The organism is Siphonobacter sp. SORGH_AS_1065, from assembly GCF_030818595.1.
Taxonomy (GTDB): Bacteria; Bacteroidota; Bacteroidia; order Cytophagales; family Spirosomataceae; genus Siphonobacter.
The window spans coordinates 4,495,989-4,512,488 of sequence record NZ_JAUTAM010000004.1 but is presented as its reverse complement, the minus strand read 5'-3'; the positions used below and the strand labels follow the sequence as shown (position 1 = coordinate 4,512,488).

The window sequence follows — 16,500 nt, the reverse complement described above, 5'->3', positions numbered from 1 at the left end:
ATTCATAGAAAAGTCCGCAAATCAGAACATTTGCGGACTTTTCAGGAGTTAGTTAACCACGGTTATTTAGCAAAAGCATCGGCTAGTTTGTTTAATTCCGCATCCGTAGCTCCGCCGGAAGTAATCACAACCCGATACCGGAAAACAACAGACTGTCCCTTCTTCAATTGATAGTTAAGCTCTTTTTTACCTTCTGTAAAAACCTTCTCACCTAATGGATTCAGGGCAAACAATCCGTAATCGCGGGCGTGCCAGAAAGTAGGATAGTTCACATTTTTAGGATGATCAATCATCGCAATGGAAACCGTTTCCTTCCCAATTTTTCCCGTCAGATTCATCCACCGACCCCGCGTACTCCACACTTTAGCACCTTCGATGCCCTCACTGGAACGATAGTTACCCGTTACGCCCGTATTGTCCAGCTTAGGAACTGCCGTTTCTACGCCATTGGCATCCGTATATTTTTCTGCTTTCGTAGAAGGTAACTCCAACTGACGGGCTACGCGAATGGCAAACATGCCATCTTTAACATCCTTAAAATGAGCATCTTCGGTTGCTTTAAGAACGGTCATCCGATCAATGATGCGTTGCTTGTCTGTAGCGGTAAAGAAATAGGTGGTACGCTCTTCCAGTACTTTTCGACCTTTACCGTTGTCTTCCAGCCAATCGGCAGTAACGGTTAACTCGGCTCGTTTTCCGTCCTTTTTAGCCTTGATTCCCGTGTGCCGAATGGTACCATATTTGGCTTTGGGATTAGGTGGTGTGTTAGAGTTATTCCAGTAATCATACCCATTTACATCCTCGTAATTAAACCAGATGCCTACGTGGTGAGGGTGGTCTACTCGTTCGCCAGGACGTGGATCAATAGGCCAGCCGCGAGTAATAAGGTTACCCTGAGGTGAATAAACGGGATAAAGCACGGCTTTTTTCAGTACCTGCTCTCCCGGATAGAAGTAACTGGTGAAGGGCTTTCCGTCCACGAGAACATTCACCTTTTTAGCTTTTTCGTCAGATTTCAGCTCAATCATTTTTTGCCCCATTACCTGAACACTGAGGAAAAAGGCTGAGCTACATAATAGAAGTTTAGAGAGAGAAGTCATAGAGTAGTAATGTTAAATCCATGCGAAACTACCAATGATATGACCCTTAACCATGGTGCTAACCCCACAAAGCATTCATTATTTATTACTGAGAGAAAATTAAGGACAAGCGAAATGGAAGATTACAGGAGAATAGAAATCTCTAATTTAAATGTAGATACAGTTAATTTGAAAACTATTCTAATTTAATAAAAACTTATATAATAAGTGTAAATATAATAGCTTTACAGGCTATTAAAATCTGGTAATAAAGAAGAATGATAGTGTATCTAAATTTGCATGAATAATGTTTTCATAAGTTGTTCATCCTGAATAGAATAAAATTTTAAAATTGTACATATTATCTTTTGGTAATATATGTACAAATGTAAATTATAATTTAAGTATTTGATAGTCAATAGTTTCTGTATAAGAAAGGGTGGGGTGAATAAATTCATTTACTGGATTATTTTAAGAAATAATTATCAAAATAAATTTTAAAAAATAGCTTTTTAGCGTGTTTACTCACTAAAATAAGTCATTGACTACCCTTCAAGTTTAGTTTACCTACATTTATAAAATTCAGGTACCTAAATACACTACATTTGTAGTACTTATAAGAAACCGAATTACCCGCCATAAGGAATTGCATCTTTTCTTAAACTTATTCAGAGCTCTGTTAAGAGATGCATTGCAAGAACTTAAATCCGGTTTGGATTAATTTATGAATACTCAAGAGGAAGAGAGGCTTTTTACAAGAGGGCAAACGACTAAGGAGTCTTCTCTTTCTCGAGAGTAATTTTGTATCGCCATTACTGTTCTGTCCGTGCCACTTTTCAAAAGCACCAGAAACACCAAAAGGGAACGCTAGTCTCCTCACCAATACAACCCACCACGCCTAAATCATTACTACGAACATGGCTACTACGAAGTGTTGCCCTTTTTGCAAAGCTTCAGAGATAGAACGCCGCCGCCGTCCTGCAGCGATTCGTACCTTTCTCTTTTTTATTCCCTTGAAGTGGTTTATCTGTCTAAGATGTAGAAGATTTTTTGCTAAATTTTAAAAAACAACATTTAATACGGAGAATACATAAATAAACGGAGCTTTATTGCTCCGTTTATTATTTTTATAGGGTCATATAAATGGTATTAGTTAATCCTAGTTAGAATTAATATCAAGTGATAATAATTTAATGGTTAGTGATTAGGTAATACAAAGTAAGTTAATCAATCGGTGTTAAAATTAGGTAAACGTTAATCCAATGCAGGAAAATCGTGTGCGAGTATTAATCATTGAAGATGAAGCCGTTTTGGCAATGGATTTATGTGATACCCTTGAAACCGAAGGTTATTATGTAGTTGGAATTGCAAACAATGGAAAAAGAGCTTTAGAAATCTACCAGCAAAACCAGGTTGACCTGGTGCTTTGTGACATTAATATTAAAGGGGAATGGGATGGGATCGAAACCATAAATCAGTTGCAGAACATTAAAAATGTTCCAGTTATTTATATTACTGCATTGGCCGACAAGGAAACCAAAGACCGGGCTAAACTTACCTATCCAGCTGCCTATTTATTCAAGCCTATTAATAATGCTAATCTGAATATTTCTATTGAATTGGCTATTCAGAACTTTTTAGCCCGGGATGCTTCTGGTTATACGAAAGATCAGAATAAGATTACGGATAAAGATGTTCAATCTAAAGAAGTCATATTGAAAATTGAACAATCTATCTTCATCAAACATAATTATCAGTTCGTGCGAATTGATATGCAGGATATCATTTACCTGGAAGCTGATAATACGTATACAACGATTGTAACCAGCGATAAAAAATATTCGATTCGTTTAACCCTGAATTTGACATTACTGCGACTTGGGGTCGAAAAATTAATGCGGGTACATCGCTCATATGCGGTTAATATTCGTAAGATAAAGAGTTTCAGTGAAAAAGAAATTGTCGCTGATCAGTACACCATTCCCATGGGACGGCAGTATAAAGATGAGTTCATGCGTATTTTCCAGATTAATTGATGGGTTTTGTATTCTCCAATATTGAATCGAATGAGAAGTATTTTATTAACCCTTATCCTAAATCTGGGATTGTTTTTACCTACACAGGCTCAAACCTCTAAAATTCAGCCTTTTAATGCCTACCTAGAAAGTATTGAAAATTTACCGGAAAAGGCAAAGTTTGATTCTATCTCCAGATATGAAGCAAACATGTCGAACCATGCCCGATACATTGATTCAAAACAGGCTATTGATGAGTTATTGAAAATCGCTACGCATCTAAAGGATACCATCCTCCTGGGGAGAACCTATTTCTCGTATGGGCTTCTGGCAAGGGATAAAAGCAACCTGCCAGAAGCTCTATTGCATTACGAAAAAGCATTACATTTTTTCACTGTCACGAAAGAGGTAAAGCGTCAAGCCAAAATACTGGACTTCATTGGGTTCTCGTATATTTCGCTAAATGATTTTGCCTCGGCAGAGCCTTATTTTAAAAAGGGAATGGTACTAGCTAATTCCATACAGGATAAAGATCTGATTATCCAGTTTAACATGGAATTGGCTACGATGGAGGATATGCGTAAAAATTATGCAAAAGCTCTTACATACAATAGCAAAGCCATGAAATACGCTGGTAACCAGAAAGAAGAATATTTAATGATCTGGTTTAATCGGGGCATTATTTATAAAAATGCCGGTATGTATAAAGAGTCTGAAGCTATGTATAAAGAATGCTTGGCTATAGCCAATCGAAAAAATGATAATTATATAAAAGGATATATTTACATGAATTATCCTAATACATTGATTGCCTTGAATCGATTGGACGAAGCTGAGAAGTATGCTAAAATGGCTCTTCAATGGTGCGAAATTCAGCCTGAAAGATACCGATATGAACAGGAAATTATACGGTACATTAACAAAAATATCGGAACGAAAAGAGGATTTTAAAAGTGCATTTCAGTACCAGGAAAAATGGATTGCGTCCAACGATACGGTCAATAGAACGGACAAAAATAAGCAATTAGCAGAGGCAGAAACCCGCTTCAAAACGCAGGAAAAAGAACAGGAAATTATTCGTTTGGACGAAGAAAATACCTCTAAAAGCAGACAATTCTGGTGGCTATTTTGCGGGGCAGGTGCCTTACTAATTATGTTCACTGTAGCCTTGTGGCAATACAGACGTATTCGACAGGTGAATAAGGAGTTGGAGTCGACAAATGCTCTAATATGGAGTCGCAATAAACAGATAAGTGAACAGTCTGATCAGTTGAAAAATCTGATGAAAGAACTGCATCACCGGGTTAAAAATAACCTGGCCATTATTTCCAGTTTATTACGATTGCAATCCACCCGACTGGAAGACGAGGGAGCCGTAAAAGCTGTAAAAGAAGGCCAGCAACGGGTAGAAGCCATGTCTCTGATTCACCAGAAACTTTACGAAAGTGAGAATATAACGAAGGTGAATATGAAAGAATATATTAGTGATCTGGCCCAAGGATTGTTATACGCTTACGGCTATAAAATTGAAGATTTCGATTTACGAGTGGATATTGCTGAAATAGAGCTTGACGTAGAAGTAGCCGTTCCTTTAGGATTAATACTAAACGAGATTATTACTAATTCATTTAAACATGCGTTCGCACATATTGATAACCCGCAATTGAGTATCATCCTAAATGAAAATAAACCTTTTCATTTGGAAATTAAAGATAATGGTCCCGGAATAGATATGAATAAATGGCAACAGCCAACGGGCTCCTTTGGAAAACGATTGATCGTTATACTAAGTGAACAAATTGGGGCAATTCTGAAGGTTAATAATGAAAATGGAACACGATTTGATTTAGTGATGACTGTATAAAGGATATGAATAAAAAAAGGCTGCACAGGCAGCCTTTTTTTATTCGTCTTCCAGCTTACTGCCGGCGGTTTCCTTAATGAAAATCATCCCTACGATGAAAGAAATGGACGTTAATAAAATAGGGTAATAAAGACCGGCAAATTTTGAGCCTGTTAAACTCCCCAACCACGTAGCTACGAATGGTGAGCAACCACCAAATATTCCATTAGCAACATTGTAAGGGATGGAAAGTGACGTATATCGAATTTTTGTAGGAAATAATTCCACTAAAAAAGCAGCAATGGGGCCATAGGCCATCGTTGCAAATAAGACCTGAATAAAGACTAATAACCCAACGATAAAAAGAGTAGTGGTAGGAAGTATGATTTCAGTTTTTATTTCTGTTTTCCCGTTAGGAAGCTTAAGATACGTTTGCGTTAATTTTTTGCCATCCGTGTAAGTAGAAACCTGAGCTTCGGGAGTGATTTTAGTTTCCAGGATAGTGCCGCTATTGACTGCGTGATCTAATCCTTTGTAGAGTGGATATAAAAACAAACTAGCTCCCAATAAACCCGCCATCATTACCTTTTTACGGCCAATTCGATCGGATAAGGTTCCGAAAATAACGAAGAATGGCGTGGCACAGGTAACGGCAACAGCCATTACTGTTTGGGCCGAACTATATTCAACATTCAGAATTTTAGTGATGAAAATCTGGGCGTAAAACTGGCTGGTGTGCCAGATGGCTCCCTGACCAATAATGGCTCCAAACATTGCAATTAACATAAGCCGAACATTAGCTTTACTCTTAAAAGCATCCCGTAAAGGAGTTTTGGTAATGTTACCTTCTTTCTTAAGCTTGGCGAACGCGGGGGATTCATCCATATTTCTGCGAATGAAATAGGAGAGGACAACCAGAAAACCAGACAAAGCAAAGGGTAATCGCCAGCCCCATTCGTTGAATACTGATTTTCCTAACGTAAACTGACAGCCGAGAATAACGATAATGGAGATGAAAAAGCCAATGGAAGCCGTCGTTTGGATATAACTGGTAAACTTACCTCTTTGATTATCAGGAGAATGTTCAGCCACATAAGTAGCCGCACCACCATATTCTCCCCCAAGAGCCAACCCCTGCAAAACCCGCAGTACTAAAAGAATAATTGGGGCCAAAATGCCAATAGAAGCGTACTGTGGGATAAATGCGATGGCGAACGTACTGCCGCCCATCAGCATCAGTGTAACCAGAAAAGTATATTTTCGCCCGATCATATCACCTAACCTGCCAAAGACAATGGCCCCGAAAGGACGAGCCACAAATCCGGCTCCGTGGGTGGCCAGGGTACTTAAGAACGCTGCGGCAGGGTTTTCTGGCGGGAAAAACTTGGTAGAAATAATGGCTGCCAGGCTGCCAAAAATGTAGAAATCATACCATTCAATTACGGTTCCGGCGGAAGAAGCGAATATTACTTCCCAAAGACGTTTTTTTGAAGTAATCAGGGGAGACGTTTTACTTTGCATGTGTAGAGGTTTGACTGCTTGCCCGATGGAGCATTTGGTCGAAAAATAAGGTTATTTTGTTAATTTATTCTAGTATTGGAAGAAACTTTTCCGTACGCTTACCCGTCAAATATGTCCCTGATTTCAATCCTGACCCAGCCCGAAGTCCGTTCGTTTATTGCTCAACATCAGGATGAAGACTGGCAACGGTTGCTGCTCTCCGCACACCGTTTTCCGGGGTTACCCATTAAAGAGATTGCTCTGCAAATTCAGTGTAGACAGAAAGCAAAAGGAAAACTGCCTTCCTGGCTAGCGGCTTCTGACGTACTTTTTCCTGGAATCATTCCGCTGGAACAGTGCTCTTCCGAACGAACCGCACGCTGGAAATCTTCCCTGATGCGTGGCGATACTTATGCCGACCTGACGGGCGGAATGGGCGTAGATTTCTGGGCGGCTTCCGCTAATTTTCGAAAGGCGACGTATTGCGAGCAACAAGCTGATTTATTTGAATTGACGAAATGGAATCTTCCTCAGGTTGGGCTTACCGCAGAAGTAAACTGGGTACCGGGCAATGGCGTGGAATGGTTAAAGGAAAGTACTGAAAAACTGGACTGGCTTTACTTGGACCCCGCTCGCCGGAATCAAAGCAATCAGAAAATGGTTTACTTGTCAGACTGTGAACCTAATGTGCTGGAAATTAGAGACCTATTGCTTGAAAAGGCCAATAATGTATTGATAAAACTTTCGCCCATGCTGGATATTGACCTGGCGGTGAAACAGTTACAATGCGTGCAGAAAGTATATGTGATTGCAGTGGAAGATGAGGTGAAGGAATTACTTTTTCAGGTTAGTAATCAACGGACCGAAACGGAAATAGTCGCAGTAAATCTTTTAAAGAACAATCAGGAACAGAAGTTTACTTTTACCAGAGCGGAAGAGCAGTCGGCAAGCCCCCCATTTTCGCAACCCTTAACCTATTTATATGAGCCTAATGCAGCCCTTTTAAAAGCCGGAGCTTTCAAAAGTATTGCCGGAGATTCCTTATACAAACTGGCGGTAAGTAGTCATTTATATACATCGGATAGTTACAAGCCTGAATTTCCCGGACGGATTTTTAAAATCAATGCGGTAACTAAGGCTGATAAAAAGGAAATTCATCGATTAATACCCTCAGGAAAAGCTCATATTACGGTGCGTAACTTTCCAATGGGAGTGGCAGATTTAAGGAAAAAACTGAGTTTAAACGATGGAGGAGAGGTGTATGTATTTGCTACTTCGGATGAAAATCAGAAGAAATTAATCCTGGTTACCGAAAAAGTAAATCCAGAAAAGTTATAGTGAGTCTTTGTACTTATAAATTTAATTTTTCGTTATTAATTAGCCCTTAAATTACTTATTCCGTTAGAGGTATCAACACATCAAATTTACCTTCAAATTAATCCTTTTATGAAAACGAAATTTTTGACTCTTGTCCTTTTGTTAATGAGTAGTGCAGGAGTGTTCGCTCAGGCAGATATTAAACCCGTTCAACAGGACGTAGCTAAAGTGAAGCGAGTAGGTTATTTAATGACTACCAGCGTTGATAGCCGAATTGTAGAACAGGCCTGGAAAAAAAAGCTGGCTCAATACGGACGGGTATTATCGGAACGGGGTGGCGTTTACAAAGTGGAATATGCAAAGGTGCCTTTTTCCGATAAAAACGTACTGATCGTGAGTCAGATCGATTCCAGATCGAAAGGCACAACGCTTTTTCTTTCGGTAGATATGGGGAGTTACGAGTATGCTTCCAGCACTAACAATTACGGTCGTGAAGTAGAGGCCATTCTTCAGGATTTTCACAAAGAAGTGGATTACGAATCACAGGTAAGTGATGCAGATAAGACGCTGAAAGAAGCGACGGATAAACAGAAAGATGTGGTTCGTAAGTCAGAACGAAATCTGCGGAATTTAAAGGATAATCGAGCCGAAAAAACCAAGTTGTTCAAACGTCTGGAAGAGAACGAGAAGGAATTAGCTCAATTACAGGCAGACAGTGTCAGGCTGAGAAGTGAAGTAGAACAGGCTTCGAATTTGCTGCAAGATCAGAAGAAAAATAATGAATCGGTAAAAAGCCGCAAACCCTAATGACTACCTAAGATTTATTCAAGCAAGTTCGTCCGCGACAGTATCGCGGATGCCTGAGAAAAGCGTCTGTGACACTCCATATTACAATCGCTTTTTCACTAAGCTTGCCTGTAAACGTCCAATCCTCTGTCATCTCGAACGCAGGGAGAGACCTTCTGGAGAATGCGGAGGTATCGGGGTTAATAAAGAATTCCTAGATCAAGTCAGTTCGCCTGTAAACGGCAAGTATTTTCCATAACAGAGAGGGCCCGGTTATTAGAACCGGGCCCTCTCTGTTATGGAAAAATTCAAATGTTATTTAATTACGGCATCAATCCGATGAACGACTCCATTGGTAGTAGAAATATTAGATCCTGTAGTAAGGATCTTAGCTTTAGTAGCCGTTGAATCTGCTCCGGCATACAGCGTAATAATACCCGAAGCGTCCCGGCTTACGTTAATTGGGTGATTTCTCCACAAAGTGTTTACCGTATTACTCTTAAAGTTACTGGTAAAAACGCGGTTACTAATGACATGACGGGCAACGATATTTCTTGGGTAATCGCTGCTCAACGTATCTTTAAAATTGCGGAATGCCTCGTTGGTGGGAGCCAGTAATGTATAAGTCCCTTTGGCAATGGAGTCTGTCAGGGTTCTTAACGCGGGCCTTTTCAGTAAGCTATAGAGCGTAGAAAATTCGGGCGTATATCGGATATACTGAATGATATTATGCTGAGAAGTAGAGATAAGATGATCGACTTTATGCAAAATACCATTGGAAGCCTCAAGATCACCACTGACGATTTTAGAACCTCCATTGACGTAAAGAATGGCATCTACGCTCGAAAAATAAACGGGTCGGTTAATAGCCGTAACATGGGAAGAAGAATCCAAGTTTTCTATTTTATATTCTGATACCACAATATGAGGTAAAAGAATAGCTCTGAGTGAGTCCGAAGAAAGGGCATTAATATCAATGCCACTGCTGGAAAAAGCCGCATTAGTGGGGGCTAGCACGGTGTATTTTCCGTGTTCCAGTGTAGTAACCAACTGGGCTTTAGTAAGGGCCGAAACGAAGGTTGATAACTCAGGATCAGCTTTGGCAACCACCATGATGTTGTCGCCGGCTTCTTCATCAATTAACTCGTCCGTGCTTTTTTTGCAACTTACGAGGGCTAATCCTGCTAGTAGGGTAATAGATAATAATCGAAGGGTTGGTACAATACTCAGATTCATTTTCATAGGTTGTACTGTCTGTTTAATCAGTCCTAAAGGTAACGCTTAGAATGGGTTGTAGGTTATGATTTTCCGAATAAGTGGTCAAGCCGTTTAATTACCTTCCCGATAAAACACGCGGCTTACTCGTTCGCCCACGCTGGTCAGGATTTCATAGGGAATGGTTCCGATCCAGGAAGCCAAATCGCGGATGGTAGGGAAGTCGCCGAAGATAATGACTTCATCGCCTTCCGAACACTGAATATCCGTCACATCCACCATACACATATCCATACAAATGTTTCCGACGATGGGGCACAGTTGTCCCTGAATCAGTACTTTACCCGTTCCCCGGCTAAATTTACGGTCATACCCATCCGCATACCCAATGGCAATCGTCGCAATTCGGGAATCACGCGATAAAACACCTTTACGACCATACCCAACCGTTTCGGTTTGGGGGACATTTTTGATCTGAGAAATGATGGTTTTCAGGGTTCCGACGGTTTTCAGATTAAGCTGATCGTCTTCTTTCACGGCGGTTCCGTAGAGCCCTTTCCCTAACCGAACCATATCAAAGCGAGCTTCAGGAAAACGGGCCAGACCGGGTGAATTAGCCAGGTGCCGGATGGGTTGATAGGCAATGAAAGAGGAAATCCGATCCGCCATGTACGTATACCGTGCGATTTGCGTTCGGGTGAAATCGTCAAACTGGGCTTCGTCGGCAGCCGCTAAGTGGCTGAAAATACTGGCTACTTTGATCTCTGGATGTCGCTGTAATTCAGAACCTAACCAATCCAGATGAGATTCTTCAAATCCCAGTCGATGCATGCCCGTTTCGACTTTCAGGTGAATAGAAACAGGTTCCGTGCGGTTCTTTCGGGTACTTAAATATTCTATAAACTCATTCCAGATGCGGGGACTGAAAATCTCTGGTTCGAGGTTGTAGTCTAGAACCTGCTGAAAGTTATCGGGCGAAGTATTTAGTACCAGGATGGGTAACTGAATACCAGCCTGCCGTAAGCGAACCCCCTCGTCAGGATAGGCAACAGCCAAGTAATTGACCCGGTGAAATTGCAGCAAATTAGCTACTTCTTCAATGCCACTTCCGTAGGCGAAAGCCTTCACCATCACCATTAGCTTGGTTTGGCGACCAATTTTTTCCCGGAAATAATTCAAATTATGGGATAAGGAATCCAGGTTTACCTCCAGAACGGTACCGTGCGTTTTCAGGGAAAGTTTACGGATGATATCCTCAAAATGATAGGTTCTGGCTCCTTTGACCAGCACCACACTTTCGGTAAAATCAGTGGTACGGAATCTGCTCAGAAAGTCTTCAGTGCTTTCAAAAAACTTGGCGGGTAAAGCAAAAACCATCTGGTTGCGTTGCAAAGCAGGTCCGATGGCAATGAGCTGATTAACGCCTTTATCTTTCAGTAATCGGGCAATCTGTTCGTACAATTCCGCTTCGGGCATGCCAGATTGCAATACATCCGACAGAATGACAACCTTATGCGGACGTTCGTGCTGGTTTGACAGGAAGTCCAGAGCCATTTTTAGCCCCGCCCAATCATTGTTGTAGCTGTCGTCAATCAGGTAACAGTCGTTAATCCCCTCCTTGAGTTCCAGACGCATGGAAACCGGGCGAAGGGCATAAATTCGACGCTGAATTTCTTCATCTGAAACGCCGAATAACCGTAGAATGGCAATGCAGTGATTCAGGTTCTCCCACCACGCCGAACTAATGTTACTTTGGGTAGTAAAGGAATGCCAAGAATCCTTAGTAGACCAGCCAATGATTTGGCAATTCGCGGGAAGAAAGTCGGCTAATTCGGCAGTGATTTCCTCGAAATCCCGGCAATAGACGAACGTTTTTACGTGACGGAACAACTCCAGCTTTTCCCGGATCTTCTGTTTACGATCCGTAAAAGCTTCATCGTGAGCCGTACCAATGTTGGTAAAAATCCCGATTGTGGGTTGAATAACGGCCTCCAGTCGGGCCATTTCGCCGGGCTGGGAAATGCCCGCTTCAAAGATACCCAGTGTATCGTGCGAATCAAGCGGCCAAACCGAGAGGGGAACTCCTAACTGGGAATTATAACTCTTGGGACTACGACAAATGGTAAACTCGGGGCTCAGAAGCTGAGCCAGCCATTCCTTAACAATGGTTTTCCCGTTAGAACCCGTAATGCCAATAACTGGAATATCGAATTGTTTTCGGTGCTCGGCTACTAATTCCTGTAAGGCATGGATCGAATTAGCTACCCGATGAAAGGTAGCTTGAGGAAATAAATCAGTCTGAAAATCAGGCGATTCAACTACAAACTCCCGAACGCCTTTGGTGTATAATTCGGCGATGAATTTGTGCCCATCGTGATGCGGCCCGCGTATCGCAAAAAAAACAGATTCAGAAGGACTGGTTAACTGACGGCTGTCAGTAAGTAAATAACGAGCGGAAGTATTCATGGCAATCAAAAGACGTACGAAGAAAGGGCAAAGGTAATAGAGTTTTCAGTTTTCGGTTGACAGTTTTCAGGTTTGCTACCAAGTCTCAACCACAGAGTTGCACTGAGTTTAGCACAGAGTAACTCCGAGTTTTCTTTTGTGAAACTCTGTGGTTAAAATCTAAACCGAAAACTACTCAAATCCACTTTTTGACCCGGAACCAGGCTAGCATGGCTATGACCATAACAGCCATTAGTCCTAAGGCGAAAGGATAGCCGTATTTCCAGTGTAACTCAGGCATGAACTCGAAATTCATTCCGTAGATACCCGCAATAAACGTTAAAGGCATGAAAATCACGGAAATGATGGTAAGCACTTTCATGATGTTGTTCAACCGGTTACTGATGGTAGAGTTATACAATTCCATGAGGCCCGTCATCTGATCTCGGTAGATTTCAATGGTTTCATTCACCTGATTAATGTGGTCGTATAAATCGCGGAGGTATAACTCGGTATTGCTGGAAATAAGTGACTTATCCGTTGAAGGGACTTCCCGGGTCAGGGCCAGTACAATTTCCCGCAATGGAGCCACCACTTTCCGCATCACACCTAATTCGCGTTTAACCGTGTACACTTCCTGAATGTGCTTTTGCTGAGCTTTTTGAAAAAGGGCTTCTTCGAGGTTCGCCAGATTCTCTTCTACGCAGTCCAGCACCCGAAAATACTGATCGACTATCACATCGGCCAGGGCATAGAGCAGGTAGTCGGGCCCGTTTTGACGGGTTTTCCCAGCTCCGGCTTTGATTCGTTGGCGAATGGTTTCGAAAATATCGCGGGTTCGTTCTTCCTGAAAGGAAATGACCCAATTCGGACCAAGTACGAAGGAAACATGTTCGGGTTCTACTTCACGAGTGACAGGATTGTATTTAATCCATTTCATCACCAGAAATAGGGTATTATCTCCATAAAAGTCGAATTTGGGTTTTTGCAGGGTATTCAGAATATCCTCCAACATCAGCGGATGCAGGTCATAAATCCGTCCGACTTGTTCAATGAGATCGGGTTTGTGAATACCATCAATGCTGAGCCAGGTAATAAAATCGGGATTAGGCGAGGGACCGACATCAGCCATGCTTTTAACCGATACGATTTGCTGTTCAGCCTTATTGAATACCGTTCGTATGATTTGAACATGATCGTCCAGGGGAGGACCAATGTATTCGAGTGTACCAGGAGAAGTACCTAAATTTTTACGTTCAAATTTATGTTTGCGAGAGGACATAAGTGCCAATTGAAATGCTCTGGAGCGATAGAAATCGAAAGTCGGTTAACGCTTAAAGACTTAGAAAAACATGTACCATTTTTATAAAGCAGCAGGCGTTTTTGTAAGTAGAAAAACTTTGTTTACTAACGAACGTTAGGGGTTGATTTCATGTTTTATCTGGAAAGGCATAACATTTTTCTAAATCCATCTATGAAAGCATCATTGCTAAGTTTACTACTGGTTATCTCCACAGTGATGATGGGAAGCTGCCAGTCACAATCAAAGGATAAGCCTAAAAATATGGAAGTGAAAACGAAAAACCCTTATTATTCCCGGACGGATACTACGAAACTTCATGTATCGAATGCGGAGTGGAAGAAAGTTCTGGAACCTGAAGTGTATGTAGTGGCTCGTGAGGCTGCCACGGAATGGGCTTTCCGTGGAAAGTACTGGAACTTCACGGGTGTAGGTACTTATTACTGTCGGGCTTGTGGCAACGCTTTATTCAAGTCAGACGCCAAATTCGCCAGTAGCTGTGGCTGGCCCAGTTTCTTTGAAACAATACGACCTCATAGCGTTTTATACAAAGAAGATCATTCGCACGGTATGCACCGCATTGAAGTGTTATGTGGACGTTGCGACGGGCACCTGGGACACTTATTTGATGATGGTCCGGCTCCCACTCACAAACGTTATTGCATGAACTCGGTAGTGCTTGATTTTGAACCTGACGATGCTTCGCAGCAAGCGGCTAAATAATGGTTGCTAGATTTGGTAAGTTATGAATAACAGAAGGCCTGAAAGTAAATCTTTCAGGCCTTTATGATTTAGTAACGAAGCGGAATTACTTCATGTTGTGATACACGTTCTGAACGTCATCGTCTTCTTCAAGTCGCTCAATGAGTTTTTCAACTTCCAGGGCTTCTTCTTCCGAAAGTTCTTTCGAGTCGTTCGGGATTCTTTCGAATTCTGCTCCCTGAATTTCGTAACCGTTTTCTTCCAGGTATTTCTGTAAGCCGCCGAAAGCAGTGAATTCTCCGTAGATAATAACCTGATCGGTCTCCTGATCAAGGAATAACTCTTCGGCACCAAAATCGATTAATTCTAACTCCAGTTCTTCAATATCCAAACCGGGTTTATTGGCAATTTTAAATACCGATTTACGGTCGAAGATAAAATCAAGCATGCCGGAAGTACCCATGCTACCACCCAGCTTGTTGAAGTAACTGCGTACGTTTGCCACAGTACGGTTGGTGTTATCAGTGGTGCATTCCACCAGAACTGCTACGCCGTGAGGGCCGTATCCTTCGTATACTACTTCTTTGTAATCTTCCTGATCCTTAGCTGTAGCCCGCTTGATGGCACGATCTACGTTCTCTTTAGGCATGTTCGCCGCTTTCGCATTCTGAATCATCGCCCGCAAACGCGAGTTAGCGGTTGGATCTGAGCCACCACTTTTTACTGCCAGCGTAATATCCTTTCCAATTCGGGTAAAGGTTTTGGCCATTTGGCCCCATCGTTTGAACTTACGGGCTTTTCGAAATTCAAAAGCTCTTCCCATACTAAGTAGTGAATCGTTAGTGATTTTGTCAGATTTGATGAATCCGGGTTTTAGAGGAGTTACCCAAATCTGATTTTCTGCAAAAATACATGATGAGAGCTGACTTATGAAATGGGATTTTTATTCACTGGAATAGTCTTTTCTTTTTCATAACCAGAATCAACATAAATCTGTGTATCATGAATCCGGATAAAGAAAAAGAACAGGATCCTTATCATGTCCCTCAGCATGATCTGGAGTGGCAGGAAGATAATCAACATAAGCATCATTACGAACACCTGGAAAAACGCGACCCCGAGAAGGGTTACAGCACTGATCCGGGTCAGGGAGATCCGGGTGTAAGTTACCCGTTACGCGACGAAGACACCGACCGAATTACGCAGGACCCGGTAGCCGATGCAGAAAACCTGAAAGAAAGTTACGAAATGGCTCACAACGAGGGAGAATCCCAGGAACAGGAAAAAACGGTTCAGGAGCCAATCGATCAATCCGAAACCGTTCAGTCTGATAAGAGCGAAACTGACGAAGAGACGAAAGGACTGTAAGTCATCAAGAGGACTGGTAATTTACCAGTCCTTTTTTGTGCTTTAAATATATAGAGACGTGATTGATCGCGTCTGGGGGGGTATACGGTTCGTCCGAGACGCTAAACGTCGGAAACGCGGATTAATGGAGAAAAGTACATTACATTATTGTTGGCAGCCCTTTAGTGAAATTGAATACCCGCAGTCGCTCGGCTCTAGCCTGGTGAGGCTATAATTTGGTAAGCCTCTGGCCGATGTTAACCAGGGCGTTTTGTGTAGGAAAGCGTTTGCACCGTATTGGCTAGAGCCGAGCGACTACACAAGAAACGAGCCTCGAATGGATCATGAAAAAAGGGGCTGACACCTGTGCCAGCCCCTTCGCTAATATGTTAGAAAATCTCCTGCCGAAAGAATAGATCAACAAAAGTTATTCCCAGTCCAAATCAATGTGACGTTGGTAACCCTCATCATTGCCTTCGTGAAAGGGAAGAAACACCCGCCAACGACCATTGCGGTATCGAGCAGAGATATGTTCCACGTCAACGTCACTGGGAATAATCAAGTCTCCTAGGGTGAAGGGTAAAAAGCTTTCTACCTCTTCATCTTTTTCTATTTTCAAAACAGGATGCAACGTATATAACCAAAGGTGTCCGTCTTCAACGTCAACCTGTAAATCATCGGGATCAACTCCCGGCATCTTTACGAATACTTCATAACCACTCTCTCCACGGTTAACCCAGACTAATGATTCAGCCCGCCCTCCGTTGAGTGTATTCGCAAAGTCAATATTAGCAAGAATTTCTTTCGGTATTGAGATTTGAGATTTCATGGCTTTAATGAATTTTAGTGGGTAAAGTTAAAATACCCTACCAGAACCCTAGAGAAGCCATAATGACATTGGAATGGGGAATATAATCTACGTATTTTTTGAAAGAATGTAATTATGACAGG

At 41.9% G+C, this 16,500-nt stretch carries 14 protein-coding genes; 7 read left to right on the top strand and 7 right to left on the bottom strand.

Features of this window, described 5'->3' with window-relative positions; all coding sequences use genetic code 11:
• Positions 1–62 precede the first annotated feature (62 nt).
• Positions 63–1,100: a PmoA family protein gene (locus QE390_RS19510; protein WP_307143410.1), complete on the bottom strand. Its 1,038-nt coding sequence runs from the start codon at positions 1,098–1,100 to the stop codon at positions 63–65.
• 1,241 nt (positions 1,101–2,341) lie between these two features.
• On the opposite strand from QE390_RS19510, the gene QE390_RS19505 reads away from it, so the two are divergent.
• The 3 genes from QE390_RS19505 to QE390_RS19495 are packed head-to-tail and all read left to right on the top strand — an operon-like array spanning position 2,342 to position 4,958.
• The gene (locus QE390_RS19505) at positions 2,342–3,115 is read left to right on the top strand and encodes a response regulator (protein ID WP_307143409.1); all 774 of its coding nucleotides are present in this window, start codon (positions 2,342–2,344) and stop codon (positions 3,113–3,115) included.
• Positions 3,116–3,145: 30 nt separating this feature from the next.
• Entirely contained in the window at positions 3,146–4,045 is a 900-nt protein-coding gene (locus tag QE390_RS19500; protein WP_307143408.1) for a tetratricopeptide repeat protein, read from the top strand.
• Positions 3,987–4,958: a sensor histidine kinase gene (locus QE390_RS19495; protein ID WP_307143407.1), complete on the top strand. Its 972-nt coding sequence runs from the start codon at positions 3,987–3,989 to the stop codon at positions 4,956–4,958. Before QE390_RS19500 ends, QE390_RS19495 begins: the two co-directional genes overlap by 59 nt.
• 39 nt (positions 4,959–4,997) lie before the next feature.
• Here the strand turns inward: QE390_RS19495 and QE390_RS19490 are convergent, their stop codons facing one another.
• Positions 4,998–6,458, bottom strand: coding sequence for an MFS transporter (locus QE390_RS19490; protein ID WP_307143406.1), 1,461 nt, complete (start codon positions 6,456–6,458; stop codon positions 4,998–5,000).
• A gap of 111 nt (positions 6,459–6,569) precedes the next feature.
• Here QE390_RS19490 and QE390_RS19485 point away from each other — a divergent pair, with 111 nt between their 5' ends.
• Both QE390_RS19485 and QE390_RS19480 read left to right on the top strand, forming a co-directional pair.
• Entirely contained in the window at positions 6,570–7,775 is a 1,206-nt protein-coding gene (locus tag QE390_RS19485) for a class I SAM-dependent methyltransferase (protein WP_106635909.1), read from the top strand.
• Between the two features lie 108 nt (positions 7,776–7,883).
• On the top strand, positions 7,884–8,561 hold the full coding sequence (locus QE390_RS19480) for a hypothetical protein (protein ID WP_307143405.1): 678 nt from the start codon (positions 7,884–7,886) through the stop codon (positions 8,559–8,561).
• Between the two features lie 294 nt (positions 8,562–8,855).
• Here the strand turns inward: QE390_RS19480 and QE390_RS19475 are convergent, their stop codons facing one another.
• The 3 genes from QE390_RS19475 to corA all read right to left on the bottom strand — a co-directional run bounded on the left by QE390_RS19475 (position 8,856) and on the right by corA (position 13,482).
• Positions 8,856–9,782 carry a fasciclin domain-containing protein gene (locus tag QE390_RS19475; RefSeq protein ID WP_307143404.1) on the bottom strand — a complete coding sequence of 309 codons (927 nt, stop codon included), beginning with the start codon at positions 9,780–9,782 and terminating at the stop codon, positions 8,856–8,858.
• An 87-nt stretch (positions 9,783–9,869) separates the two neighbouring features.
• Complete coding sequence (locus QE390_RS19470) at positions 9,870–12,221, bottom strand: bifunctional UDP-N-acetylmuramoyl-tripeptide:D-alanyl-D-alanine ligase/alanine racemase (RefSeq protein WP_307143403.1); 2,352 nt, start codon at positions 12,219–12,221, stop codon at positions 9,870–9,872.
• A 175-nt stretch (positions 12,222–12,396) separates the two neighbouring features.
• The gene (gene corA, locus QE390_RS19465) at positions 12,397–13,482 is read right to left on the bottom strand and encodes a magnesium/cobalt transporter CorA (protein ID WP_307143402.1); all 1,086 of its coding nucleotides are present in this window, start codon (positions 13,480–13,482) and stop codon (positions 12,397–12,399) included.
• A 192-nt stretch (positions 13,483–13,674) separates the two neighbouring features.
• On the opposite strand from corA, the gene msrB reads away from it, so the two are divergent.
• Entirely contained in the window at positions 13,675–14,223 is a 549-nt protein-coding gene (msrB, locus tag QE390_RS19460) for a peptide-methionine (R)-S-oxide reductase MsrB (protein WP_106635914.1), read from the top strand.
• Between the two features lie 85 nt (positions 14,224–14,308).
• Here the strand turns inward: msrB and QE390_RS19455 are convergent, their stop codons facing one another.
• The gene (locus QE390_RS19455; protein ID WP_106635915.1) at positions 14,309–15,025 is read right to left on the bottom strand and encodes a YebC/PmpR family DNA-binding transcriptional regulator; all 717 of its coding nucleotides are present in this window, start codon (positions 15,023–15,025) and stop codon (positions 14,309–14,311) included.
• Between the two features lie 179 nt (positions 15,026–15,204).
• Between QE390_RS19455 and QE390_RS19450 the strand changes: the two genes are divergently transcribed.
• Positions 15,205–15,570 (top strand): hypothetical protein, encoded by a 366-nt coding sequence (locus QE390_RS19450; RefSeq protein WP_106635916.1) that lies wholly within the window; start codon positions 15,205–15,207, stop codon positions 15,568–15,570.
• A gap of 406 nt (positions 15,571–15,976) precedes the next feature.
• On the opposite strand, the gene QE390_RS19445 is transcribed toward QE390_RS19450, so the two are convergent.
• The gene (locus QE390_RS19445; RefSeq protein WP_106635917.1) at positions 15,977–16,378 is read right to left on the bottom strand and encodes an Hsp20/alpha crystallin family protein; all 402 of its coding nucleotides are present in this window, start codon (positions 16,376–16,378) and stop codon (positions 15,977–15,979) included.
• Positions 16,379–16,500 lie beyond the last annotated feature (122 nt).